General features: G+C 49.6%; 29 protein-coding genes, 2 tRNA genes, 1 rRNA gene and 1 pseudogene. 9 read left to right on the top strand and 24 right to left on the bottom strand.

Features of this window, described 5'->3' with window-relative positions; genetic code table 11:
- Window positions 1-117, top strand: a 117-nt coding sequence (locus EKM94_RS11200) for an IS3 family transposase (RefSeq protein WP_164511221.1), incomplete at its 5' end; no start/stop codon positions are given.
- Window positions 118-555: 438 nt separating this feature from the next.
- Here the strand turns inward: EKM94_RS11200 and EKM94_RS11205 are convergent.
- The 9 genes from EKM94_RS11205 to EKM94_RS11250 all read right to left on the bottom strand — a co-directional run bounded on the left by EKM94_RS11205 (window position 556) and on the right by EKM94_RS11250 (window position 7,539).
- The gene (locus tag EKM94_RS11205) at window positions 556-1,308 is read right to left on the bottom strand and encodes an ABC transporter permease (RefSeq protein WP_125601965.1); all 753 of its coding nucleotides are present in this window, start codon (window positions 1,306-1,308) and stop codon (window positions 556-558) included.
- Window positions 1,305-2,231: an ABC transporter ATP-binding protein gene (locus EKM94_RS11210; RefSeq protein WP_125601968.1), complete on the bottom strand. Its 927-nt coding sequence runs from the start codon at window positions 2,229-2,231 to the stop codon at window positions 1,305-1,307. Before EKM94_RS11210 ends, EKM94_RS11205 begins: the two co-directional genes overlap by 4 nt.
- A complete protein-coding gene (locus EKM94_RS11215; RefSeq protein ID WP_125601971.1) occupies window positions 2,228-2,452 on the bottom strand; it encodes a PLD nuclease N-terminal domain-containing protein in 225 nt (74 codons plus the stop codon). Before EKM94_RS11215 ends, EKM94_RS11210 begins: the two co-directional genes overlap by 4 nt.
- Complete coding sequence (locus EKM94_RS11220; protein ID WP_125601974.1) at window positions 2,433-3,440, bottom strand: XRE family transcriptional regulator; 1,008 nt, start codon at window positions 3,438-3,440, stop codon at window positions 2,433-2,435. Before EKM94_RS11220 ends, EKM94_RS11215 begins: the two co-directional genes overlap by 20 nt.
- A 61-nt stretch (window positions 3,441-3,501) precedes the next feature.
- Window positions 3,502-5,124 carry a recombinase family protein gene (locus EKM94_RS11225; RefSeq protein WP_002334812.1) on the bottom strand — a complete coding sequence of 541 codons (1,623 nt, stop codon included), beginning with the start codon at window positions 5,122-5,124 and terminating at the stop codon, window positions 3,502-3,504.
- 99 nt (window positions 5,125-5,223) lie between these two features.
- The gene (locus EKM94_RS11230; RefSeq protein ID WP_002334813.1) at window positions 5,224-5,418 is read right to left on the bottom strand and encodes a hypothetical protein; all 195 of its coding nucleotides are present in this window, start codon (window positions 5,416-5,418) and stop codon (window positions 5,224-5,226) included.
- Between the two features lie 72 nt (window positions 5,419-5,490).
- Window positions 5,491-6,435, bottom strand: coding sequence for a MobV family relaxase (gene mobV / locus EKM94_RS11235; protein WP_002334814.1), 945 nt, complete (start codon window positions 6,433-6,435; stop codon window positions 5,491-5,493).
- A 183-nt stretch (window positions 6,436-6,618) separates the two neighbouring features.
- A complete protein-coding gene (locus EKM94_RS11245) occupies window positions 6,619-7,014 on the bottom strand; it encodes a replication initiator protein A (protein WP_002588752.1) in 396 nt (131 codons plus the stop codon).
- A gap of 111 nt (window positions 7,015-7,125) precedes the next feature.
- Window positions 7,126-7,539, bottom strand: coding sequence for a cysteine-rich VLP domain-containing protein (locus tag EKM94_RS11250; protein ID WP_002588751.1), 414 nt, complete (start codon window positions 7,537-7,539; stop codon window positions 7,126-7,128).
- A 338-nt stretch (window positions 7,540-7,877) separates the two neighbouring features.
- Between EKM94_RS11250 and EKM94_RS11260 the strand changes: the two genes are divergently transcribed.
- The 3 genes from EKM94_RS11260 (at window position 7,878) to EKM94_RS11270 (ending at window position 10,297) form a co-directional block, all read left to right on the top strand.
- Entirely contained in the window at window positions 7,878-8,681 is an 804-nt protein-coding gene (locus tag EKM94_RS11260; RefSeq protein WP_002334816.1) for a helix-turn-helix domain-containing protein, read from the top strand.
- A gap of 28 nt (window positions 8,682-8,709) precedes the next feature.
- Complete coding sequence (locus EKM94_RS11265) at window positions 8,710-9,255, top strand: AAA family ATPase (protein WP_001071501.1); 546 nt, start codon at window positions 8,710-8,712, stop codon at window positions 9,253-9,255.
- A 175-nt stretch (window positions 9,256-9,430) separates the two neighbouring features.
- Window positions 9,431-10,297 (top strand): aminoglycoside 6-adenylyltransferase AadE, encoded by an 867-nt coding sequence (locus tag EKM94_RS11270; protein WP_001255868.1) that lies wholly within the window; start codon window positions 9,431-9,433, stop codon window positions 10,295-10,297.
- On the opposite strand, the gene EKM94_RS11275 is transcribed toward EKM94_RS11270, so the two are convergent.
- The 12 genes and pseudogenes from EKM94_RS11275 to EKM94_RS11335 form a co-directional block, all read right to left on the bottom strand.
- Entirely contained in the window at window positions 10,246-10,656 is a 411-nt protein-coding gene (locus EKM94_RS11275; protein ID WP_002334817.1) for a hypothetical protein, read from the bottom strand. The genes EKM94_RS11270 and EKM94_RS11275 overlap by 52 nt on opposite strands.
- 248 nt (window positions 10,657-10,904) lie before the next feature.
- Window positions 10,905-11,030, bottom strand: a pseudogene (locus tag EKM94_RS11285) (helix-turn-helix domain-containing protein); the annotation flags it as partial.
- A 196-nt stretch (window positions 11,031-11,226) separates the two neighbouring features.
- Window positions 11,227-11,532 carry a hypothetical protein gene (locus EKM94_RS11290; RefSeq protein WP_125601980.1) on the bottom strand — a complete coding sequence of 102 codons (306 nt, stop codon included), beginning with the start codon at window positions 11,530-11,532 and terminating at the stop codon, window positions 11,227-11,229.
- Window positions 11,533-12,109: 577 nt separating this feature from the next.
- A complete protein-coding gene (locus tag EKM94_RS11295; protein ID WP_164511223.1) occupies window positions 12,110-12,907 on the bottom strand; it encodes an ABC transporter permease in 798 nt (265 codons plus the stop codon).
- The gene (locus EKM94_RS11300) at window positions 12,900-13,850 is read right to left on the bottom strand and encodes an ABC transporter ATP-binding protein (protein ID WP_164511224.1); all 951 of its coding nucleotides are present in this window, start codon (window positions 13,848-13,850) and stop codon (window positions 12,900-12,902) included. Before EKM94_RS11300 ends, EKM94_RS11295 begins: the two co-directional genes overlap by 8 nt.
- A gap of 386 nt (window positions 13,851-14,236) precedes the next feature.
- Window positions 14,237-14,758, bottom strand: a complete 522-nt coding sequence (locus EKM94_RS11305) for a methylated-DNA--[protein]-cysteine S-methyltransferase (protein ID WP_164511225.1) — start codon at window positions 14,756-14,758, stop codon at window positions 14,237-14,239.
- A 36-nt stretch (window positions 14,759-14,794) separates the two neighbouring features.
- Entirely contained in the window at window positions 14,795-15,763 is a 969-nt protein-coding gene (locus tag EKM94_RS11310; protein ID WP_125601993.1) for a zinc-binding dehydrogenase, read from the bottom strand.
- Between the two features lie 288 nt (window positions 15,764-16,051).
- Complete coding sequence (locus tag EKM94_RS11315) at window positions 16,052-16,483, bottom strand: MerR family transcriptional regulator (protein ID WP_125601996.1); 432 nt, start codon at window positions 16,481-16,483, stop codon at window positions 16,052-16,054.
- A gap of 283 nt (window positions 16,484-16,766) precedes the next feature.
- Window positions 16,767-16,904 carry a MerR family DNA-binding transcriptional regulator gene (locus EKM94_RS11320; RefSeq protein ID WP_125602022.1) on the bottom strand — a complete coding sequence of 46 codons (138 nt, stop codon included), beginning with the start codon at window positions 16,902-16,904 and terminating at the stop codon, window positions 16,767-16,769.
- A gap of 33 nt (window positions 16,905-16,937) precedes the next feature.
- A complete protein-coding gene (locus tag EKM94_RS11325; RefSeq protein ID WP_125601999.1) occupies window positions 16,938-17,588 on the bottom strand; it encodes an NAD(P)H-binding protein in 651 nt (216 codons plus the stop codon).
- A 307-nt stretch (window positions 17,589-17,895) separates the two neighbouring features.
- Window positions 17,896-19,035 carry a low temperature requirement protein A gene (locus tag EKM94_RS11330; protein WP_125602002.1) on the bottom strand — a complete coding sequence of 380 codons (1,140 nt, stop codon included), beginning with the start codon at window positions 19,033-19,035 and terminating at the stop codon, window positions 17,896-17,898.
- 181 nt (window positions 19,036-19,216) lie between these two features.
- Window positions 19,217-19,816, bottom strand: a complete 600-nt coding sequence (locus tag EKM94_RS11335; RefSeq protein WP_125602005.1) for an NAD(P)H-binding protein — start codon at window positions 19,814-19,816, stop codon at window positions 19,217-19,219.
- Between the two features lie 287 nt (window positions 19,817-20,103).
- Here EKM94_RS11335 and EKM94_RS11340 point away from each other — a divergent pair, with 287 nt between their 5' ends.
- From EKM94_RS11340 to EKM94_RS11360, 5 genes are all read left to right on the top strand, one after another.
- Entirely contained in the window at window positions 20,104-20,541 is a 438-nt protein-coding gene (locus EKM94_RS11340) for a MerR family transcriptional regulator (protein WP_125602007.1), read from the top strand.
- 240 nt (window positions 20,542-20,781) lie between these two features.
- Window positions 20,782-21,327, top strand: a complete 546-nt coding sequence (locus EKM94_RS11345; RefSeq protein WP_164511226.1) for a GNAT family N-acetyltransferase — start codon at window positions 20,782-20,784, stop codon at window positions 21,325-21,327.
- A gap of 287 nt (window positions 21,328-21,614) precedes the next feature.
- Window positions 21,615-22,595 (top strand): ABC transporter ATP-binding protein, encoded by a 981-nt coding sequence (locus tag EKM94_RS11350; RefSeq protein ID WP_125602013.1) that lies wholly within the window; start codon window positions 21,615-21,617, stop codon window positions 22,593-22,595.
- Window positions 22,588-23,376: an ABC transporter permease gene (locus tag EKM94_RS11355; protein WP_125602016.1), complete on the top strand. Its 789-nt coding sequence runs from the start codon at window positions 22,588-22,590 to the stop codon at window positions 23,374-23,376. The genes EKM94_RS11350 and EKM94_RS11355 overlap by 8 nt, the downstream gene beginning before the upstream one ends.
- A 303-nt stretch (window positions 23,377-23,679) precedes the next feature.
- A complete protein-coding gene (locus EKM94_RS11360) occupies window positions 23,680-24,285 on the top strand; it encodes a DUF7000 family protein (protein WP_125602019.1) in 606 nt (201 codons plus the stop codon).
- Between the two features lie 426 nt (window positions 24,286-24,711).
- On the opposite strand, the gene EKM94_RS11365 is transcribed toward EKM94_RS11360, so the two are convergent.
- From EKM94_RS11365 to rrf, 3 genes are all read right to left on the bottom strand, one after another.
- A tRNA-Ser gene (locus tag EKM94_RS11365) sits at window positions 24,712-24,800 on the bottom strand.
- 8 nt (window positions 24,801-24,808) lie between these two features.
- Window positions 24,809-24,881, bottom strand: a tRNA-Asn gene (locus tag EKM94_RS11370).
- Window positions 24,882-24,886: 5 nt separating this feature from the next.
- Window positions 24,887-25,003: ribosomal RNA gene (rrf, locus tag EKM94_RS11375) — 5S ribosomal RNA — on the bottom strand.
- Between the last annotated feature and the right edge of the window lie 31 nt (window positions 25,004-25,034).

Here is a 25,034-nt window from a genome sequence, read left to right on the forward strand (position 1 = left end):
ATAGATGACTTTACTCAGGAACTTAATCAGTATATCGAGTGGTATAACACTAAGCGAAGAAAAAAAGTTTTAGGAGGAATAAGCCCGCAAGAATACCGTCAGAGCAAGGCTTCCTGAAGGTGAAAGTCCAGAAAAACGTCCGCACGCCCGTTCAGCAATTTTTATTATAGCATTCACAAGTTCGGCAAGCCAGACGTTTTACGAACTTTATTATAATATTTCTAGGAAAAGTTCACTATTTAAAAAATGATCAAATTCTGGAGGCGGCGTTGCAGCAGCCCTATTCCTTATGATAGCAGCAATAGACAGGCTTTAAGTACAAATAACTCTTACCATTAGTCCGATTGGTTCTTAGTGGTCTTTAAAGTGGGCCGTCCCAATGTTCGGATTTTACCGAACTTCTAAGAAAAAAAGTCAGAGCCACTCTTGACGCTGGCGTCACCAAAAAAGCATCGTGCGCGCGACACGATGCTTGGACAAACAAAAGCTGATTTGAGTGGGCCCCCCACCGAACCAAAGTCGGCCAGCTAGAACCAACTGGCTCAAGTCGCGGGACTAAAGTTGTTTGCGCGCAAACTTCAGATTAGCCAAAAGCAAAGCCAGCACCCCTAAGGCGCCAGTCACCAGCAGGGCCGGCCAATAAGGCGTTAAGCTACCTGTCTTGGTCAAGAAAGTCAGATTATGATCGATCAGTGACAGAGGATTATAATGCTTGAAATCAGCGAATAGACTCAGCAAATACAGAATAACGGTGTAGCCGATCACCATGAACAGGCCTTCGTAACTGTTGCGCGCCAAAGTCGAAGCCAACACGATCAGCGCCGTCAAGCTACAGCCAAACAGCAGCAATGGCAAGAAAGCCAGCCAAAGATGAGGACTCTTTTGATCGGGGAAATAATAAGCGGTATAGCCCCACGTGACGAGAAACGAAACCAGCGCCACCAGTACCCATTCCGCTGTGATCACCAGCCACTTACTGACGATCACCGTTCGCCGCGGCAATCCCTTGGTCACCAAATTGACCAACGTACCACGATTGACCTCACCACTGACGGTGCCACCGAAAATGATCGCCAGTAAATAGATACCGATCTGGCTATTATTTTTATAAAACTGGGTCCACGAATCCAATGAAGTCGGTGTCGGCACTGAGAATTGCTTGCCGAAACTCATTTTCATGATTTCTGGCGTTAATTTGGCCATTAAGGGATTCATGAGCCCAAAAATCAGAAAAACAATCAACAGGATCAAGAAACGCCGAGAGCGCCAGGCTTCCCGAGCTTCCTTTTTGATCATGATCCACGTCATGGTTGCCCCACCACCTTTAAGAAGATCTGTTCCAAGGAAGGCGCCACCTGTTCCATTGCCAATGGCGTTAGTTCCATTTGCAACAACAGCTGCCAGGCCCGCCGGATCAGGGGTTCGGCCGGGTCTTGATAAGCGAGGCGGACTTGCTGGGTGGCCGTCGTCACTTGACCCCAGTTTGGCTGGGCCGCCAATGCCTGGGCAAAGCGGTTGGCCGCGTCGACCTGAGCAAAGCGCCAGATCAATTGAGGCTGGGCATACTGCTGCTTCAAGGCGGTCAGCGTATCGCAAACTTGCAGTCGCCCTTGATCCAAGATCCCCACATGATCACAGATCCGCTCCACATCCGCAAGAATATGGGTCGAAAATAAAACCGTGGTCTGCCCTCGTAAACTGGCTAATAATTCGAGAAATTGATTCCGTCCCTCGGGATCAAGCGCGGAAGTAGGCTCATCGCAAATCAATAAACGAGGTTGATTCAACAGCGCTTGAGCGATCCCCAGCCGCTGCCGCATCCCCCGAGAAAAGCCCTTGATCCGCCGCTGCCCTGTTGCCAAGCCGACCCGGGTCAACATCGTTTTGATCCGCGGGGTCAACTCAGCCTGAGGCAATCCCGTGATCTGGCCACACAGTCGCAAATATTCTGCCGCCGTCAAATAATCGTAAAACGCGGGCACATCAGGTAAATAGCCCGTCAACTGATTGGTGGTCGCGCCGCCATATTCAACGGGACGGCCAGCGATCTGGATCGTACCGTGATCCAGTTGTTCCAGACCTAAGATCAGCCGCATCGTCGTGGTTTTACCTGCGCCATTCTCACCAACAAAGCCGAAAATCGCGCCTTCGGGAACAGCCATCTCTAAATTGTTCAGGACTTGCTGGCTCCCGAAACTTTTCCCAACTTGGTGCAATTCCAGCAAACTCATGCCTGGTCACCGCGGCCAAACACAAAGTAGACCACTGGCCCAATGATCTGGAAAACCACCACGATCACTAACCAGAGGATCTTGTTGCCGAAACGGTAATGAGGATGGCGGAGAACGTGGATCACCGCCGCGATCATTAGCCCAAATTCCAACAAGATCAAGGGAATCAGGATGGGCAGATTTTCAATAAAAAATTGACTATTATTCTGCAGGTTCGTCATGTTGTTCAACCTCCAATAAGGTTTGTAGTTTTTGTAGCTGTGGCGCAAGCGTCGGCTCCGTCGCCAAGGCTTGAATCTGCGGATCCCCCAGCAAAACGCGCAGTAAATCGCGGCGTAAATGATTACTATTGCGTGGCGTTTGCGGTCCGATCTCCAACTGATCCAGCCACGGTTGGATCCGATCGAAATAAGCATCCCCCTGTAACTTGATCGGCACCACGACTTGGCGCAGCACCGTTTCAAACCGGGTCAGCACCTGACTGAGTAGCGCGATCTGCCGCTGATGAGCAAACCCCAGACAAGCGCCGAGCAAGAAATTCAAGACCACGACGGGATGAATCTCGGGAAAGGAAAAGGCCGTGGCCAATTGCCAAGTTCGTTGGTAGGTTTCCGCAAATTTTGCGGGCTGGTCGCTTAAGAGTAACAACGAATTGGTCAGCAAACTCATTAATTCAGTCAAATATTGGAATAACGCGCTTTGAACCGTCCGCAACGCCTCATCATTGCGTCCCAATTGTTGAAAAGCGCCGGCAATCAACGACTCTGGTGGGATCGTCGCTGGCACGAACTCCCCCAATGCCGCTAAAACTTGCTCCGGCTGCTGCAGCATCAGATCACAATAAGCCTGATAGCTCCGCGCTTGCACGACCAACTCCGGATCTCCGGCCGCATTCTTGACCCGCTCAAATAAGGCCCGGGCCTCGGTCAAATAGGTTCTCTGTTTCTCGGCGGCATCTTTGCCCGGTAAATAATCCAAATGATTCACCAGCAATAGCCCCATTTGCAACACAAACGGGTAGCAGGAATAATACTGCCGCACCAAATCATGGATCTTTTTGAGCAGGATCGCCCCATCACGCTGACCAAACTCCGCCTTCAATTGCTGGTAGATGCGTTGGATCTCCGCGGTGGTCAACTGGGCATTGTAGGTCAATAACTGATCCACGCTAATGTCGAAATAGGCCGCTAAAAGTGGAAGCAGGGTCACATCGGGATAGCTTTGTCCCGTTTCCCTTAGTTAAAGATATTGTTGGGTATCTCAAGATGTGTCATTCGATTTTGCCGATAAAGCGGTAGAAGATTTCCACTTCCTGTTCCCGGCTTCCGTCCTCACTTTTGACCGCTTCATGGACAAGGATTTTTTCAATCAGCGTATTCAGAAGTTCAGCCGTCAATTCTGTGGGATTGACATACTGTTTCATCAGACCTATCCACTTTTCAGCGTCAACCGCTGTCTGGGCGGCGGTCTCCATCGCTTCGTGAAGCCGTTCAATTTTTACGTCCAATTCTCGCTGTTCGCCCTGATACTTTTCGGACAGCATATTGAAATTGTATTCTGTAATGCGTCCGGCAGACCAGTCCTCATACATTTTTGCAAACAGGGTGTCTACTTCTGCTTTGCGCTTTTCCGCCTTTTTCAGTTCGGCTGTCTGCCGCTTCCTTGCAGTATTGCGTTCCTTGTCGCTGGCGTTAAGTAGCCGTTTCAGAAGTTTGTCCCCATCCTGCTGTGCCAGCACAGACCAGTATTGCAGACGGGAAAGGACATAGGCGTAAAGCACATCATAGCGGATATAGTGCATGGAACACTGGTGCAATCCTTGCCCGTACTTGCTACAATGGTAGTGGGCATAGGGATTTTTGTTCTGGCTGTTCATACCATAGGCCAGCGACCAGCCGCAGTCCGCACATTTTACCAGCCCGGAAAATATCTGTGTTGTGCCGTTCTTCTGCCGTCTGCGCCTGTTGCAAATCTGCTCCTGTACTTGACGGAACACATCTTCGGAAATAATCGCTTCGTGGGTGTTCTCCACACGATACCATTCCTCTTTTGGCTTGCGTACTTTCTTCTTGTTTTTGAATGAAATGTTGGTCTGCTTATTGTGGACGCTGTGTCCGATATAGGTTTCCTCTTTCAGAATACTTTTCACCTGCGCTATCGTCCACGCATAGGCTTTTTCCTCCGGCGCTCCGGCATAGATATTTGCGAAAGTGCCGTATCTCTGGAAATTCAGCCAGCCGGGAGTAGGTACTTTTTCTTCGACCAAAATCCGTGTAATGCTGGCGGCTCCCCGGCCATGAACGGCAAGGTCAAAAATCTTTTCGATAATCCACCTTGTTTCCGGGTCAATCAGAAGATGGCCTTTCTTATCTGGGTCTTTGACATAGCCAAGCGGAGCATAGGCTCCATAGTGTGCGCCATTTGCGAACCGTGTCCGCATGGCCGCCTTTACCTTTTTGCTGGTCTGGCGGGCGTGCATTTCATTCAGAATGTTGAGGAATGGGGCAAGCTCATTCTCTCCGTTGATGGTGTCCACATTGTCATTGACAGCGATATAGCGGACGCCTTTGCTGGGAAAGTAGATTTCCGTGTACTGGCCGGTCAGAATGTAGTTTCTGCCTAAGCGGGATAAATCCTTCGTAACAACGCAGTTGATTTTCCCGTCCTCAATGTCATCAATCATTCTCTGAAAATCCGGCCTGTCAAAGTTCGTTCCAGACCATCCATCGTCGATATATTCATCTATGACATTCAGGCCATGCTCGGCGGCATATTGCCGGAGCATCATGCGTTGTGTCTGAATACTCCCGCTTTCTCCTTGCAGTTCATCGTCCCGGCTCAATCTCATATAAAGCGCCGTGTTGTAAATCGTAGTATTGTAAGGTTGTTTCACCGTAAAAATCCTCCTTCTAAAGAAACAACCCACGCTTACAATACTTTTGCTCTATGGCAATTATATCATAAGCGTGGGCGTGTTATCAATGATGGGCTATCAGGTTGAAGCGGCTTTTTCTGCGGTATGCCGCACCACATCTACAATCAGATCACCGAGGGGCTTCCCGCCTGCGGCGAAGTGTTCGGAGATTTTTATACGGTTGTTCCCACATACAAAATACTGCGTGCCGTTCTCTGCTTGTATAACCTGCCCTGTTCGGGGTGTAAAAATATCGCTTTCACTTTTTGCCATCCAGTGTCCTCCATATTCAGTTTTCAAGGTACAATGCCGCACAGAGGCGGCGAAAATTTCTGCTTATATCTATCACCTTTCCTTTACCGTGTGCCGCTGCTGACGTTTCAGTTCCGCCAGTATATCCGGCGGGATACGGTCAACCAGCCGCTGTAAATTGTCCAGTTCGCTTTTCAGCTTTGCCCGTTCCATCGTATCTTTCATCTTTCCTTTTTCGCTGGCCTTTGCCCTTGCTTCCAACTTCTCATTCTCCGCCAGCAGGTCATTGATTGTGACCTTGTACTTTTTCAACTGCCCGGAGAAATTCTCCATCTGCGGGAACCACTTTTTCAGCATGGAGAGGGCTTCCTCTTTTTTCTTTCCGGCGTTCAGCGGGTTAATGCCGTCCAGTGTGGCTTCAATGGCTCTTGCCTGCCGGGAGAGGGAAACCGCCTGTTTGAAAAGCCGGGTGGGGATATGCTTCCGGCCTGTCCTGCTGGCGCTCTCCCCACGCTCCAAGTCAGGATATTTCTCCACCATATAGGCGTGAAAATCGTCCTGCCACTTCGTCAGGTTTGCCCGGTTGCCGATAATCTCCTTTGCACACAGGCGGTTGTCCTTTGTCAGCGGAACAAAGGTCAAATGCAGGTGGGGCGTTTTCTCGTCCATGTGTACCACCGCCGACACGATATTTTCCCGTCCTACCCGGCCAATGAGGAAGTCCGCCGCCCTCTGGAAAAACGCCTGTATCTCCTTTGGGGATTTCCCCTTGAAAAACTCCGGGCTGGCAGTTACCAGCGTATCGACAAACCGTGTGCTGTCCTTGCGGGTTCGGCACCCGGCCTGTTCAATGCGGTTTTGAATGAAATGATAGTACCTGCCCTCTGGCTTGACGATATGAAAGTTGTACTTGCTCCGGCTTGTGTCAATGTCGGGGTTGCTGGCGTATTGTTCTTTCTGTCTTTCGTGATGGGCTTCCAGCGGCCTTGCCGGGTTGCCCTTGTGCTTCTCAAACCGCAAAATTGCGTGTTGTGCCATTCTGCTCCTTTCCCCATTCCTTTCCTATCCGGGGTTTTCCACAGGGAAAATCCCGCAGAAATTAGCTCGGATAGGATTGGAATGGATAGAATATAAATAAATCTTTTTAATCTTTGTATTTCTATATACCGTCCGGTTTTCGTACTTCCGGGGAGTGATTTCCTCACTTCATAAGTACGGTTTTCAGCCCTCCGGCGTACCAGAACCGGATTTCTTGAAGTCGGTGTTTGGAACCGCTTCATAGGATTTTGGGAAAATGCGGTTGGGTTTTCCACAGCCCTGCTTCTGGATCTCCACCAGCCCGGCGTATTGCAGTTCCCGCAGGGTGTTTACCGCTTTCTGCCGCCCACAGTGGAGCAGGTCAACCACCTCGCAGATGGGATAGTACAGATAAATCCGTCCGCAATCATCCGCCCACCCATTCTTGCGGGATAACTCTGTCCGGCGCAGGATAAAGGCGTACAGAACCTTTGCCTCGTTGGACAAGGGCTTGAATGTGGGGGCTTCAAAGAGGAAATTCGGGAGCCGGGTGAAGCTGAACGCCTTTTCCGGCTGATGGATATAGATGGTATTTGTCATAGTGCGTTTTGTGGACGGTTAGAAGCCCGTTTTCCGGGGCGGGCGATACTTTATACCACCAGCCCCGGTTTGGGGCTTGCGAAGCCTGATAAATCAAGGCTTTTTTCGCTCCTAACTGTCCACAGCAGACCTCCTTTTCCGTTCACTTTCTGTTTTCTGCCGCCTGTGAACTCTGGCGGCACAGCCGGGGCAGTATTTTGCCCGGTTGGATTTGGGGACGAACACACCGCCGCAGACCTCACAGCGTTTCAAGTCCTTATCCCGGAAAATCTCCGCTTCCAGCGTCCCGTCCAGCGGCAAGACCGCCCAGCGGAACCACTTACAGCAGACCGAGAAAGAAATCGTCTGCGGACAGGTGCAGGTGTCCCCATCGTCAAGGACAATGCAGTTGCCGTCCTCACAGCAACAGCACTCCCGGCGTATCAGGCTGGCCGCCTGTTTTCTCTGCGCCGGGGTCATGCGGTAAAGGGAACCGTCCGGCCTGCGTTCCAGCGGCGGCAAGTCTTTATAGGGGTTATCTCTCATGCGTTCCCTCCATTTTGCTTTCCGTTGCCGTTCTCCCCGAAAAGGTTTCCTGCCCCATTCCTGCGGCGTGTTCCGGCGTTGGCACGCTCCTCGCAACTTCGGGACATTTTGTCCCGAAGTCCGACTCCTTGCGGTGCTTCCCCAGCCGGGGTATTCCTTTTCGGACGGTCATTCTGTTTTCAAGGTGCCGTCCATCGATGAACTACCCTAAGTCTACACGAAAAAAATGCAATTCCCGGAATATTGCGAGAATTGCATTTTGATGAAGTTTACACTTTGGAAATTGCATTTTTGCAATCATTCTGTATAATGGAAGTATGCGGAGGAGGTGCGTATCTATGGCTTTACCCGGAACGCCCGGACAGCGGATTTCCGATTTATGCAACGGGAACCACATCACACAAAAGGAACTTGCGGAGAAGATAGGCGTTTCCGCTTCCCAGTTGAGCCGCATTGTCAGCGGCGAAACAAGAACGGTCAGCAGTGATATTCTCATAGGTGTGGCAAAGGAATTTAAGGTATCGACAGACTACATACTGGGCTTGTCTACCGTGAGCGTTCGTAAAAGCTACGATATTTCTGAATTAGGCTTGTCCGAGGGAGCCGTGAGGGGGCTTGTGACGGGTGCTGTTGATGTGCAAATCCTCAACCGCCTGTTGGAACACAGGAATTTTCCTAAGCTGATAGATTTGATACGGATTTATTTTCAGGATACGGCGGCAAAGGGCATAACAGCAAGAAACCAGCTTATCGAGATGGCAACGGCTTCCCTGTCCGACCTGATGAAAGAACACCCGGAACACCGGGCAGAAGCGAAGCAGGATTTACAGCTTTTGAACGCCCAAAAGATAGGGGAACATGAAGCGGAGATTGAAAAAATCAAAAATGTGTTCCTGGCTATCCTGCGGGACATTAAGAAAGACATTGACAACGGGGAACAGCCGGGAGAAGCTGTGACCGCCGCTATGTTCCAAGCCATGCGGGACGCACTGGCGGAACAGAAACAAAAACCACTTTCCATTGACGATGTAACGGCGATGATAGCTGGACAGATCGGACAGCTTACACCGATGGATAAAGAAACTGTTGAAATGTTCCAGCAGTTTGCGAAGAAGATGATTGAGCAGGCAGGAACAAAGTGATAAATTTGAATTGTGAGGGAAAATACAGATGAATCAAGGAAGAATTATTGTGATTACAGGCTCACCGGGGACAGGAAAAACAACAACTGCGTCAATTGTCGCAAAGGAATCAGATATGGATAAATCAGTGCATATGCACACCGATGACTTTTTTCATTACTTAAGCAAAGGCGCAATACCACCACATTTGCCAGAATCCAACGAGCAAAATCTGGTTGTCATTGAAGCCTTTTTAGAAGCTGCAAAGCGATATGCTCGTGGCGGATATGATGTAATTGTAGATGGGATTGTCGGGCCATGGTTTTTGGAGCCATGGAAAGCTCTTGCCCAAGAAGATTACGAGGTACACTATATTGTATTAAGAGCGAGTAAAAAAGAAACTATGAAGCGAGCTGTGGAACGCTCAAAATTAGATAGAAAAACAAATATTGAATTAGTGGAAACAATGTGGGAGCAATTTTCCGGTTTGGGAGTATATGAATCAAATGTCATAGACACAACTACATTCACAATTAAAGATACGGTTTCCGCAATAAAAGAAAGAGTTGCATGTGGGACGTCTTTACTATCTTAGACATTCCCATTTGTCAGGAAGATAGCAAAGCCAGCCGAGCCAGTCAACGGTCAAGATGAACGGCGCATTTCATGCGCCGCCGTTGACAGTCCCGCCCGTCTTTGCTAAAGGGTAATCAAGGCGGGAAAGCCCTAAAATGGCTTCACACCTATTTCAATAATTGGAGGAGATAAAAATGAGATCAGAAAAGGAAGTTTATGATATTGTTTTGAATTTTGCAAAAACAGACAAACGCATTCGCATGGTTACTTTGGAAGGATCTAGAACAAATACAAATATTCCGCCTGATGATTTTCAGGATTTTGATATTACTTTTTTTGTTACGGATATGGACAGCTTCACAAGTGATGATAAATGGCTAGATATATTTGGTGAAAGGTTGATTCTGCAAAAGCCGGAAGATATGGAATTATTTCCAGCTGTAGAAAAGGGATTTTCATATTTAATGCTGTTTACTGATGATGTTAAGATAGATTTAACTTTGCTGCCGCTGGAACTGATAGACGAGTATTTTACATGGGATAAACTGGTAAAGTTACTGTTGGATAAAGACAACCGTATCGTAAAGCCGCCAATACCAACGGATATAGACTACCACTTGCAGAAGCCTACTCAAAGAATGTTTGACGATTGCTGTAATGAATTTTGGAATACTACAACATATGTAGTAAAGGGCTTATGCCGCAAAGAAATTCTTTTTGCTATTGACCATATGAATGATATAGTACGAAAAGAATTGCTTCGCATGATTTCCTGGCTGATTGGTATCAAACAGGGATTTCATTTCAGTTTGGGAAAAAACTATAAATTTATGAAGCAATATGTCCCAGAGGAATTGTGGGAACGACTTATGTCCACTTATAATATGGATTCCTATCCCCATATGTGGGAATCCTTTGAACAATGTATGGCATTGTTCCGGGAGGTTTCGTCAGAAGTGGCATGCCAGTTGGATTACCAGTATCCACTATATGATGAAAAAATCAGTAATTATGTGATTCGGCAAAAGAAAAAATATGGCATTGAAGATGATAACAAATAAAATTTTTTCAATCGAAAAAATTTATTTTGATTATTCAATTTTGAAAAACTGAATACCTCAAAATCAGAAAGAGAGCGGCCAAGCACTTTGAGGGATTGGCCGCCTTGTCCACCCATCCAGCGGGACAGCGGGCGGAGGTCAAGGCCGGGTGTAAACCCGTTCATTTCAGCCTTGACGGTTGCCCGTTGTCCTGCTACTTTTCCGGGAGTGTGGCCACAACTTCGGGACACTTTGTCCACAAGTTGGAGCGTAGGACGAGGAACTGGGGCTTTCATATACGCCCTGTCTGCTGATGAGTCCAGACCTGCGCTTGCGGCTCCACGCCACGCAAGCACAGCCCTGTTTTCCTGCCGCTTCAAATGCCCTTGCCCTCCCCGGCGGCAACGGCATTTTCACGGCAACGCCGGCAGAGCGTATAACACACTACACTTTGCTTCGCAAAGTCGTGTGCCAAATGGGGGCGTTGCCCCCTTTGGAAACCCCCACAAGAAAAGGCGGTACGCTACCCCTCCACGGGGCGCATACCGCCTTTTCTTGTTATCCAGCCCTCCGGCTGTATCGGTTGAGCAAAAGTCCGCGTGGGATTGATGTGGTATCTTTAACTTTGGGAAACTCCATTTTCCCACTTTGAGACCGATGCTTTGGAGACGCCAATGAAATCAGCCAGCTCTTGCTGGGTCACTTTAGCGGTTTTGCGCTGGGCGCTGATCACCGCGCCGATCTGCAAATGCATTGTGTTGCCTCCCCTTGATGGTTTTATTGATTGCTTAGCATCATTATTGTTTAGCTTCATTTTACCTGTTCGCTGGGCTGGCGGCAATGGACTTGCTGTTAACTTTTGGGCTGTTTTGTCAACTTGCGGTAAACTTGATGACAGTAGTGCGCCCGCAGCTTGCGCTGCGAAATTCGGGGTGAGCTCGCTGTGGGCATCACTTTGAGCTTTTCGGAAAACCACCGAAAATCTCAAAGCTGAGCCTTATTCTAAGCGGCAAAGCCGCTAAGAATAACGACACGGCGATCTCACCTCGAATTTCTCCGCTCCAGCCGCTCAACGTTATAACAGCCGCTTGAGCACTCACGCCGACTGGCAAGCTATCGCCAATTGAATGGGAGCCACGTAATTGACGGCCGTGGTTAGTGGTCAGCAGCTTTGAATTGGTGACACCAGCACAGTCTGTCTGATGGACTAAGGCAAGTCCTTGATGAATCAGCTGAATCGGTCGGTTTCCACCCATGAATCATTAAGGAAACGAGTAGAGATGTTCGGCCTATGCAAAATGTCCTGACTTCCTAATCCGAACCCGTTGGTGTTACCGTACCACCTCAAAAGCGGGCAATTGTTTGACCTCTAGCTTGCAAAACCACTTCGTCAAATCCTTCACTTCGATTGCAGATAAGCTCAATTCTGCCTAGCAACCGCCTCAGGACGTGTGGCTCAGCGGTGAGATTATTCTTAGCGATTTATCGCTTAGAATAAGGCCTGATTTTGAGACAAGCCGCCGGGCTTGCGGATTGGCTCAAAACAGTGCCCACTGCGTTCCAGCCACGACAAACGTCCTGAGGCGGTTGCGTCCCCACCAAAACCCACCGCGCTCCGTTTCAGCCGCTCAACATTATCCTAGTTATGGAGGCACTCACGCCAAAGAGTAAATCATGTCCCATTGATGTGGATCCACATACCGGTCAACCTGGGTTTAATGATTCCGATCACTTCGGAGCGCTGCCTCGCCCCAAAATGAACAGATGCCCGCGGACTAAAAAACCGCTGTCAACTGACAACGGTTTTAGAGTTTTACTAAGGTGAATCGTGGGCTAACTATATGAAATGTCACGTTTTGAGAAGATCCAGTTTGCGATCAGGTAGAAAATCAACGTGTAAACCAAAACAGCAATTAAATTTGGCCAATAACCAACGTCCAGCTTGTCCTCGATATGAATCACGCCGGAACCAAAACGATAGTTCAAATATAATTGGGTCAACGGGTTCCATTTCAACCAGAACAGCTTTTTCCAGATGATAAAGCCACTCAGCAGGCTGCTGGCCATGCTACCCAACCAGATCAAACCAACGCCCATGGTCACGGCCAAGCCCAGTGAGCGGAAACCGCCGGCGAAAATGAAAACCAAACCGATATAAAACAAGGTGACGACATAATTATTGAGGGTCCCGTAAAAGCCGCTCAACAATGGGGTCAAGTTCTGCCAGTCTTTACTGACAGTAGTTAGACCGTTGGCATTGCCGAAGAGCATCGCGATCAAGATACTGCCCGCATAAGTCACCAAGCTCAAGCAAAGGGTGTAGATCATGATCGCCACTAGTTTACTGAACAAAACTTGGCTGCGGCTGTACGGTCGCGTCAACAGAATCTTGATCGTATTTTTCGAGAACTCTTCGGTCAAGCTGATCGCGGCGATCACCACGGCGAAAATCGTGACGAAGGAATTAAACGAGGTGGTCACTGAGAAAAGAGTGACGCCATCAGCTTTGGGAGTGACCGCCGCAACGACCCAGCAAGCCAAGGTAATGATCCCCAGTAAAATGATCATTAGGATCCACGATGATTTTTTTGCGAAAATTTTCTGTAATTCATTCCGGACTAATTTAAGCATGAGTGGCCTCCTTAGTTGTTTGGGCCGCGCCCGCATCATGTTGTTTAACGAAATTCAGGAAGGATTCTTCCAAACTAGCATCAACTTCATGGAGCTCGGTGATCAAGATTCGTTGATCGAACAGCGCCTGCGCCAAGGGAAGAACTGGTCCCTTTTCTTGCGGCCAGCTGATTGCGAATTCGCCATCATGATAGTCATAAGTCAAGCTCATCGCGGTCAAGACCTGCTTCGCCGCAGCTTCGTTAGGCGTTCGTAGCATGACCCGACGTGATTGGGCCTGTTTCAGCGCCCGCATGGTATCATCAAAAATCACGCGACCATGGTCCATGACGACGAGATCATCGGCGACTTGGTCGATTTCTGACAGCATGTGACTAGAAATCACCACGGCCACGCCCTTGGCCGCCATTTGGCGAAGCACCTCACGCAAGTCATGGGCGCCTTGGGGATCAAGTCCGTTCAGCGGTTCATCCAGTAACAAAAGTTCGGGCTGATGGAAAATTGCTTGAGCGATCCCCAAGCGTTGCCGCATCCCCAAGGAATACGTCCGGACTTTTTTGTCAGCGGCTTCGGTTAAGCCAACCTCCGCTAAAACCCGATCGATGTCAGCGGCGCTGATGGTTTGGTGTGACATATTGGCCAATTGCCGCAAGTTTTGCCGCCCCGTCAAATAAGTATAAAAGTCCGGCGCTTCGATCAACGCGCCGACTTGCTTGATTGCCGCGGTGAAATCCTTCGTGACATCCAAATCATTGACCTTGACCGTGCCCTGATCAGCGTGCATCAATTGGACCGCGATCCTTAAGGTGGTGGTTTTCCCTGCGCCATTGGGGCCGAGCAGACCAACGATTCGCCCTGTTTGTGCCTTGAACTGGACATCGCTTAAAATCGGGTGCCCATGGATCGATTTCGTTAAGCCTTCGATCTGTAAAACAGTCGCCATAAATTCTCCTCCATTAAAACAAATTACTGAGTCGGCCGATTGAATCCAACCGCTTAGCCGTCCCGTCATCGCGCTGGGCCAACCTTCGCTCAACTCATCGTGGCTGAACAAAGATTGACCGCGCTCAGATCGACTGAACTAATATTTGCAATATTCGATTGATACTATCTATTATGATAGCTTAACTTAACCCTGTTTTGTAGTGGATTCGCCTAACAAAAATGTCACCTGAGGCCCATTAAGTTGAAAAAAGCAGCCAAAATTGGCTGCTTGACTTGACGTTCTGGCGACAAAAGCGCTTGTTGGCGCTCAACTCTGCTACTGCGGATCATTTTTTAGTCGCACGGTGCTGGCGAGCAAGTGGTTGGGTCACACCTAATGCCCAGCTAGCGAGATTGGGCCTCCAACGCTAAAAGCTGTTGCTTCAAAGCCGCACCGCCACGATATTGCCCAACACCACCGGCTTGGGGAACGACGCGGTGGCAAGGGATCAACAACAACAAGGGATTCGCCCCCACGGCACTGCCCACCGCTCGACTGGCCCCGGGTTGTCCGATAGCGGTGGCAATCTGTTGATAAGTCGTGGTCGTGCCATAAGGGATCTGGCGCAATTGCGCCCAGACCCGCTCTTGGAAAGAGGTGCCGTCTGTTTGCCAAGGCAATGACCAAGTCACTTGATCACCAGCCAAATAAGCTTGCAAAGCCACCCCCGCCGCGACTGTGTAGCCTGCGGTATCAGGTAAGATCTCCGCTTCGGGAAAGAAGTCCGCGATTTGATTGGCCGCTTGATCAGGAAATCCGACAAAGACCAATGCCGTTTCGGTCGCTCCTAAAAGCCAAGTTTGACCATCGATGGTCATTGTGCGCGCATAGATCTGTGGGCGCTGTTTGGTTTTGATTGTGGTCATTATTGCCATCCTACTCCTTCATTCAGATCGACTCACTCATGACCGATCTGGCGTGTTCAATACGATAACTTTACCAAAACTAGCCTGACTTTGTAAATAACGATGAGCGTCAGGCAGTTCTGCCAAGGAAAAGATCCGCTCCGGTTTGACTGGGATCTGGCGCGTCTGAGCGAACGTTAACAACTCGTCCAGCTTGGCCTGATCCACATTGCCTGAATAGAAACTGGTCAAATAACTATTCCGCCGAATATCGATGATTGGATCGAATTGCTCCAAATACCACTGCTTGCCCAATTGGCCGGTGCTACAAACGATTCCACCTTCACGCAGATGCTTGAAGCTATCCTTGACCGTCGCCGGCCCGATCAATTCAAAGATTTTATCAAAAGTCGCTGTCGTTTGTAACGCACCTTGGCGATCTTCAATGACGTCATCAAAGCCAACTGCCGTTAATTGCGCCGCCTTGTTGAGCTTGCGACTAGTCCCCGCCAGCTTGATCTGGGGAAAAGCGCCTCGCAATAATTGGGCGAAGGCAACCCCAACCCCACTAGTCGCGCCTCGCACCAAGACGCGATCGGTGGCGCTGATTTTCAGATTCTTCAAGGAACCAAAAGCCGTGTAGAAAGTTTCCGGCAAGGTCGCCAAGGTTGCCCAAGGCAGGTCCGTTGTCACCGGATACAATTGAGTATTGGGCAACAAGGCATATTCAGCGTAACTGCCATCAAACGCCCGGCCCATCTCGCCCATGATCGAAATCACTTTCTGCCCTAGGGGTAACCGTTCCGGCGCGGTCGTTTCCGCAATGACGCCGACACATTCGATGCCTAAGATCCGCGGGAATTGGACTGAGGGCGACTGTCCCTCCCGGGTAAAGATTTCTGAATGATTGATGCCAAAACCCATGATTTTGACCAGGGACCACCCAGGTTTGACCTGAGGCGTTGGCACGGTGGTATAAGTCAAAACTTCGGGACCACCTGGTTGACGCACAACAACTGCTTTCATCGGTAAACTTCCTTTCGCGATCAGCGCCGCAAGTGAATCAGCTGCTGCGGTGGCTTTTCCAACAAATCAAGCCATCCGCTGCCTGTACGTCCTAATGATACGTCATTTGCAGAATTATTTCAGACTATGGGCTGGCTGTCTTTCGAAATAATTTTAAGGTGTTCCCAGATCAGCGCCCAACGATCGCCTCACGCAACCAGAAAAACGATGAGCAACGTTGGCGAACGCTGGATCATCGTTAGTTTAAGCATTTTCTGTTAGCGGAAGTAAAACTCCTGCGGAGACCGTCTAATCCCGCTCACTAGCCGTCTTGGCGGCCTGATCGAAAGCGGTGGGCTGATCATAGGACAGTTTCTCATTTTCGTAAGTCAAGACGTGTTCTTCGAAATGGTCGATCTTAAAGTCAAGATAGTTCAACGTCTTGGCGATTTCTTGTTGCTGGGCGACCAGTTTATCCCGCTGTTCGATCAGTAATTCCTTCTGGGCGGCCCGGGAATCGGTTTGCTGCCGATAAAGGTTGATAAACTCAATCAGTGATTCGATCGACATCCCAGCATTGCGCATCACTTTGACGAAGAAGACCCAGTTCATTTCAAGCTCACCATATGTTCGATAACCACTTTCATTCCGCGGGATCTGCGGTAATAAACCCAGTCGTTCCCAATACCGCAATGTTTCACTGGTGACCCCGAATTTCTGACTAACTTGGGCAATATTCATGTCATTCACCTCGTTTATCCTTATCATAGCATAACCAGCGCCAGTTGCAGCGAATCAGCGATCAGAGCGAACTCGTCGGCCTCGCGCTCGCGCTCAAGCGTTGTTCCATTAAGCCCGCCATCGCCGTCAAGCGCTGACAGCTTTGCACTTGCTGAGCCAGTTCCGCTTGCAGAAAATCCTGTCGCGCCGGCGCGGCTTGCGGTCCCGCCTGGGCCAATGACGCGTATTCGATCAAAAAGTCATCACTGATCTGCGCCGCCTTAAAAGTCAGAATAAATCGGAGTCACAGCTCATCTTGAGACCGATATTGCCGTTGCCCCTGATCATCTCGCGGCACCGGCGGCATTAAGCCGACGCGCTCCCAATAGCGCAGTTGATCAGGTTGCAACGCATATTTCGCGGCAATCTCGCTTATTTTCATCATGGTATCGCTTGGCCTTTCTCTTGGGGACTCCTAGTAAACGGGGCGATTTTCGCCTTGCGTCGCCGGATCCGCGATACCAATGCTATCATGACTAAAACGCGTGGGATCTGCAACAATCTGCAACACCGCGTCAGCAATACTCTGGCGTGACCCAGAAACACCCAAATATGGGTCAGCGCGATGCGTCACGGTATACTTGACTTCATCCCGATCATTCAGCCAAGGTAACCGCAAAGTCGTGTAATCCAATCCAGACGCCGCCAACAATTGGTCCGCCTTGATCGCCGCCGCCAAGCCACTTTGAACGCTGGCCAGATTCCAACGCCCAAACTCGCCGGGCACTTCATTGTAGATCCCCAGAATATTGGTGGCGATGATCCGCTGAACGTGATGCGCGTTCATTGCCTGAATGATTGCTTTGGTGGGGCGGTTTTGACCATCGTGATCGACCACGGCGACGAAGACCAAGTCGATTCCTGTCATTGCCTGATCCAAAACCGTAGGATCACTGATGTCACCCTCAATCAGATTGACCCGAGGATTCGCGGCCAATGCGGCCAAGCGTTGACTCCGGCGCAATACTAAAGTCAACTTGACCTCGGCAAAAGCAGGTTCCTGTAAGATCCGTTGTTCCACGATCCGGGCGATCTGCCCGTTTGCTTCTAATATCAATAAATTCATTTGAAAATCTCCTTTTCCTGAGTGCTCGTCCAACGAGTCAAGATCGAACTGCCTGGCGACCATGCGCTAACTGGTCTAACTCGGTCGGTTGATCCAGATACACCGTTAATCACCATGTGTTGTGTGGCCTAACAGATCAGTTGATCCAGACGTGCGTTTAATCACCAGGCAGTGGCTAACTCAATGAACCCAGTATAAAGCTTGAAGTGAACTTCAAGGCAAGAGGAAAAGCAAAGTTTTTTGGATTTATTTTTCGAAGTTATTTTTGATGTGGCGTGCGGGCCCGGCGGCTTCGTGTTCGGTCAGGTCAGGTGCGCTTGAGACGCCGACGACCATGGATGATGACCAGCGCCAAAACCAGATCAGTCACGACCAGCAGGCCCAGCCGCGGTAGCCACGCGGCCAAGACCAAGGCGAACAGGACCATACCCTTGAAGCGCAAGGCGGCGCCCCACTGCAGCGATTGCCGCCACTCCGCGATCAATTCGATCAGCCACATCACCATTAAGGTGGCGAAGATTAACCCGACGAAAATCAGTTTAATCGCCAAGCCCGCCGCTGCCAGCAAGAAGTGCAAACTTAGTCCCAGCAAGAAAATCAAGAAGATCTCACCAATAAACAGCCAGCCGGTGGCCAACGCGCGGATCGAGGAGCTAAACCGCAAATGAAGCTCACCTATGATCTGGTAATAACTCCCGCTGATCAACGCGACCAACACAATGCTTAAACTGAATGTCAAAATCTCACTGCCCGAATCTTTTCCGGCCAAGGCTGTAGATAAACCGGCGATGATCTCACCTAACGCGATCATCGTCAACAGGCCATACCGTTCGATCAATGAATCCTTCAATTGGTGGACCATTTCCGTTTGTTGATATTCCCGTTCAAGATTAGGATTAGTGAAGAAAATATCGCCCCAATTCAGCAATAAGGCCAAGACTAACAAACCTAGCTGGCCCCAATGCGGCAAGAACAAACTCAGCGCCAACAAGGCCAGCGCTACCAAATGGACATTGGCCCAAACGCTAGACGCCGCCCGATGGATCGGATCGAAATAGGCAACCCAATACCAGATCCCCGCTGCCAGGAGCTCGATCAACATCAAGACCAGAGTGATTTTGTTGAACTGACCCCGTAAAGCCTCGTCAATCAATAGCGCGCCAATCCCCGTCAAGATCATTTGCAAATTGATCATCACCACGTTTAAAGGCGCGCCATTACCATGATTGTCGAAATAGCTGGAAGTTTCATTCCAACCCCAGAAGAACCACCAAAACAGCAAAGTCGCATACCCTAAAGTTGACCACGACCAATTCGCAAGCACCCCATCGGTCAACCGCGCCAAGACCACCGCGAAAATCAAATCATAAAACAATTCCAACCAACTGATTTTGCGATCACGGATCGGTTGATCGATCGTCCGTGGTCGCCCCCAAAAATCAAACATCGTCGCATCCTCCAATTTTTCTGACGAGGCGGTCTGCTCTATTGAAACGTGTTCCCCAGCCCAGCTTCTTCCCCTTAGCTACGCAACTCTTCCGGAGGCAAAAACCTGCCTCCAAAAGGGTCGCTAGGCTAATGCTCTGAAGCTTCCCGGGCTGGGTCACACTCTTTCGCGTGCAGCACCCTTACTCCGGCCGATTCAGTCCGATGCTCTCCCGCAAGTATAGATCTTGATCCGCCGCGGCCACGATCACCGCTGCGATCGCCGTCCGGGCCACATCATGGCCGCCAAAAGGCTCGCCCTTGTGCGTGACCTGATAATCGGTACTACCATTATCGAACCAGCCCGGACGAATGATCGTGTACGCCAGCGAACTGGCTTCGATCAGGTCGGCTGCTTGCCGATATGGCCTTAACATCGGATTGTGTGCTAGGTTGCCGCTAGCGCCAACGCTTGATGGAATCTCGTTGTAGATTCCCATCGAACTGATAAAAATCAACCGTTGCACAGATGCCGCCGTCATCGCCTGGATCAACGCCCGGGCAAATTTAGGCAAATCGCCGCTCAAAGCTGCGAAACCCACATCTTGACCCTCTAATGCCGCAGCTAATTGTTGCGGGTCACCTGCATCGCCGCTGATAATCCGTTCCCGCTGTGGATCGATTTTTAAACCGGCGGTGTGTCGCGCAAATAAGGTCAGGCGATCATCAGTCGTCGTTAAGAAGCGTTCCCGGGTTGCTTGGCCGATCGAACCGGTTGCCCCAATAATCAAAATATTTTTCATTGTTATTATCCTACTTTCCGGACCCATTGTGGATTGATTTTTAGTAATGGGTTCCTTTTCTTTGCAAAAATCAGTTTAACACCTTAGACTAACTAGAAGGCAAGCGCTAAATTTATTTTTTTGCGTTCCATACTGGACGGAACAAAATGACAGCAGCGGTTGGTAACACGATTTACTTTTATCGCGATTCAACAGAACATTTCTCCCAGGCCAGCCGCACTCACTCACCAGCACCCGGCGATAATGAGTGAAAACATTGCCAAATCTATTTTCAAAAGGAGTTCGCTATGAGTTATTCAATCCAAGAAGTTGCTAAAAAAATGCACATCACCAGTTACAGCATCCGTTATTATCATGATCAGGGAATGCTTCCTTTTGTTCAGCGCGACGCGAACAATAATCGTGTCTTCAATGAGATTGACTTAGAATGGTTGCAGATCATTGTCTGTTTGCGCGCCACAGGCATGCCCATCGCCGAGATTCAACACTATTTGCGCCTGGTGCAGGCCGGCGTTGAAACAGTCCCCGAACGCTATCGGCTGATGAAGACGCAACAAGTCCGCACGCAAGCGGAAATCCGCGAATTACAACAACACCTGAAACTAATTGATCGAAAAGTCGCGCACTACGCCGAGCTGCTCGTCAATCCCCAACCTGACAGTATCGTACCAGATGGCTTGGCCGCAGCGCAGGCCCAAGTTAGCAGCCAACCTTCAACCAAATAAGCCGGCTTTTCGCGGTTGCCTTGACACCCACAAAGTAGCTAAGTCATACTGTCTCGTAAGACCAGCAAAATCAGCTAATGAAATCGGTTGAAAACACCGACCATTTTTCAGAAAACTTATTAGTTGACTTTAGGTCCAATCATCACTATCATTAGTATTAGGTTATCTTAATTTTTTTATTCAATTGGTTTAATCAGTTGAATCATTTGACCCAATATTATTCGATAGGAGTTTTACTTGTTGTCTCAGATAAAGTACCACCGCATTTCATGGCAGGACTGGTCAACTAATCGCCAAATCCACCAACTTTACTTAACCGCGTTTCCCGCTGTGGAGCGGAGCCCTTACCTTTCGCTCCAGTTTCAAGTACTGATCGGCAAGATCCAATGCGTCGCTTATTACGATCAAGACACGTTCATTGGCTTCACCTATTTGACCACCGTGGGCGATACCGTTTATCTGCTCTACTTCGCGGTTGCCCCCAATTTACGCGGTCAGGGTTACGGCACCCAGATCTTAGCAAAAGTGCAAGAGCTGGCAGCCGGGCGCAATTTGGCGCTAGACATTGAAATCGTTGACCGCCACGCGGATAATTTCACTCAGCGGCTAAGTCGACGTAATTTCTATTTACGCAATGGCTTTCAGGGCGGTCAATATCGTTTCTCCATCAGTGGTGAACGCTATGAACTGCTGACAACCAACGAAGATTGGACTTGGAGCGAATGTGACTACTTGGTCCAACGACTCTGGCCAGACCAAGCCTTTGGTGAAAATGGCGCCCGTTAAGCGCAGCGCTATCTGATCATACAAAATCAACCCATAGTACCACCTAGTAACTGCTGACGATCATTGTCGGCAGTTTTTTTGAATCTTATTCTCTTCGCTGCCAGCGCCGCCTCTTCAGCTCAGCGACGCCAGGCTTCTACAGGCATGGCCCACCTCCAGAATTTTGGCTAGTATAATGCTTGCGAGCCACCTGAGGGCATTCACTTTTTTTATTGACTTTTTATGTTTACAGTTGTAGACTAATTATTATCATCAAGTTTACATTTGTAGACACAGGAGGAAGAGCCATGACCAAGCCACTTTTGGAAGTTCATAACCTGCGCAAAGTTTTTAAAAAAGCAGACGGCAGCCAACATGTTGCCGTCGATGACATTAGTTTCCATTTGGAGACTGGGGAGATTTTTAGTTTCTTGGGACCCAACGGCGCCGGCAAAAGTACCACGATCAATATGATCACCACCCAATTGACCCCCACTTCCGGTACGATCAAGATCGCGGGTCGCGATATCCGTACCGACCCGATCAATGCCCGGCGCAAAATCGGGATCGTGGCCCAATATAACAATTTGGACCGTGGTTTGACCGCTTTTGAGAACTTGGTTTACCACGGCCGCTATTTCGGAATGACCACCCAAGCAGCGGAGCAACGCGCCAATGAATTGCTGGCGGACTTCGGGCTAAGCGAATGGCGTCAGGACTATGTCAAGAGCTTCTCCGGCGGGATGGCCCAACGCTTGAAGATCGCCCGGGCCATTATGCACCGACCGCAACTCCTGTTTCTCGATGAACCGACCACCGGGCTGGATCCAGCCTATCGGGAAATCCTCTGGGATCATGTATTGCGCCTAAATCGGCAGCAACAAACCACCGTTTTCCTGACCACCCACTACATGGAAGAGCCGGAACGGTTCTCCGACCATGTCGCGATCTACCAACAAGGCAAGATTCGGGCACTGGGCACGATCCCCGAATTACGTCAATTGGTGCCTGCCGCCAGCATTGTCTACGCGACCGTCGATGCCGTGACAGCGCCACTCTTGCAGGAATTGAACCAACAACCTTTCATCAAGGAGATCCTGCAAAAGGACGAGAAAAACCTGGCGATTTTCCCTAATACCGATGACCAGATTCTGCAACAGGTGTTGCCGATTTTCGAACAACAACCTGTGAAACTTGAGAATATTCGTTTGAGTTTCGCTAGTCTGGACGATATTTTCGTTCATGTGACGGAACATCCCACTGAAATGGAGGTCAAGGCGCATGCGTAATCAGACATCCCTCAACGTTTTCTGGATCATGGTCAAACGCGATCTATTGATCCAATGGCGGAACTGGGCCGAATTTATTTTCCGAGTTGTGATGTTACCCTTTATCCTGATTTTAACTTACGGTTACGTCCTGCCCAAGATCGGCGTTTTACCGGCCAGCTTCCCGAACGATCTTTTCCCGGGAATGGTCGGCATGAGCCTTTTGATCACGGGGATCCACGGCACCGCCGTCCCGCTGTCGATGGACTTCAACAACTCGCGGGAGATCGAAGACCGCCTGCAAGCGCCCGTCCCCGTCATGGTCACCGCTTGGGCGAAAATGTTCGTCGGCATGATTGAATCCTGGATCGGCGCCTTACTCGTGCTGCCGATCTCGCTGATTTTCATGGGGCAATCATTGCGGCTCCACTTAACCACCGGCAATATTTTCTTATTACTCTTGATCTTGTTGCTCAGTTCCTTCGCTTCCGCCGCTTTGGGCTTACTCGTCGGAACTATTGTCAAGCCCAATCAGATCGCCGCAATGTTCCCTGGCTTCCTGATGCCCGTGATTTTCACCGGGGCGATCTTCTTTAGCTGGAGCGCCTTGGTCAAACTACCCTTTTATCAGATTCTCGTCCTAGTCAATCCGTTGGTCTACATCAACGAAGCGTTGCGCCACACCATGTTAGGCGTCGGCAACGCGATGCCCCTGACCTATAGTCTCATTGGGATCCTGGCCTTTACCATTTTGATGGGCGTCCTGGGGATGCGCCGTTTCCGCAAGATGGCCGTGCGCTGACACCGGTAAATTCGCGGGAAACCTGCCGCAAGACAGCGGCACCCCAATCAAAATCACCACGCCAACTTCATGATGATCCGTTCACACGCCCAATTGGATCATTTGGGCGTGTTTTTTGGGCCCCCGTGATTTCAGCACTGAGGCTCCCGACCGATTGACCAACACTGCGAACCTGCGCCGTCAACGCTCGCCGTGAATAACTGCAAGACGCTAACCGCCGGCAAAATTGTCCGTTTTTCGATCGTAGCACCAAAATATCGGTTCCCTCTTTTGCGAAAATCAATTACAATAGATGTATCAGTAGTGGCAGAATCTGGGCTGGGCCTTTTGAAGCGCCTGACTCGTGCCGGGAACGTCAGGAAGATGCTCAACCCAACAGAGAAGGTCAGCCAGCATCTGGCAGGAGGCGCAGCGAGCATGAAGCAGAGTATCAACGATTATGTCAACGCCTATCAACAGCAGTTGGTTCAGGGCGATATCCCAATTGCTTATACCTATTTACGAAAATATCTCTCCATTTTAAGAACTGACCTGGGCAAACATAACTCCGGACAATACACACTCGGCAATGTCTACCCCGGCTTCATGGATTATACCTATTTCTATTTTTATAATCCCGCCCTCCAGCGCAGAAAATTACGCTTTGGGCTCGTGCTTAATCACCGGGAAATGCGCTTTGAACTTTGGCTCCTAGGACAAAACGCCGCGATTCAAACCAAATATTGGGAAGCACTCAAAGATACCGTCTGGAACAGGGGCCAAACCGCAATGCCCCAATATGCGATCCTTGAAGTTGTCTTAGTTGACCACCCAGATTTTGACGACCAAACCGCATTGACCGCAGCAATCACAACGCGTGCCCTGGAGGTTGCCCAAGACATTCAAGCCCAGCTACCAATGCTCGCTTAATTGCTCCAATCTGCAGGCCGCCGCGATTAGATCCAGGCCAAGGGTTCGAATCCCTCCTTCTCCGTCACGTTAATGACGAGCTCGTCCCGTGGATCGCCCCTGCAACCGTACATCATGGTTTAAATCCCTTACTCTCCGTCCTCTAAAATAGCGAAGTTGTCTCTTAAAATTTCTTGCGCTTAATTGAATAATTGATCTAAGTTCGGCCGTGCTTTTTCCCTTTGTAATCGGAAACGGTTGATTTTAACAGTCGCTTCGCTGGTACGAAGCGACTGTTTTTCCTTTTCCCGATCCAACCAACCTGCCTATCCGCAATTAGTCTCATTTTCCCCTTGTTCAGCTCAAAACTCAAACAACGAAAAAAAGCCCCTGATTATGTTGATCAACATAATCAGGGGCTTAACGGTAGAACCGGAGAATAATCAACGGAGAGTAAGGGATTTGAACCCTTGATACAGGATTACCCGTATACATGATTTCCAATCATGCTCCTTCGGCCACTCGGACAACTCTCCCGAATAAACTCCGGTTGTCAGACTCGAACTGACGACATCTTGATTAACAGTCAAGCGCTCTACCAACTGAGCTAAACCGGAATCAAGCGTGGCAACGCCCTATCCTCGCAGGCAGTCTCCCACCAACTACTTTCGGCGCTAAGAAGCTTAACTTCTGTGTTCGGCAAGGGAACAGGTGTATCCTTCTTGCTATCGCCACCACACTCTTTACTTTGAAAGAACTTTCGCTCCCTC

The organism is Lapidilactobacillus achengensis, from assembly GCF_003946655.1.
GTDB lineage: Bacteria > Bacillota > Bacilli > Lactobacillales > Lactobacillaceae > Lapidilactobacillus > Lapidilactobacillus achengensis.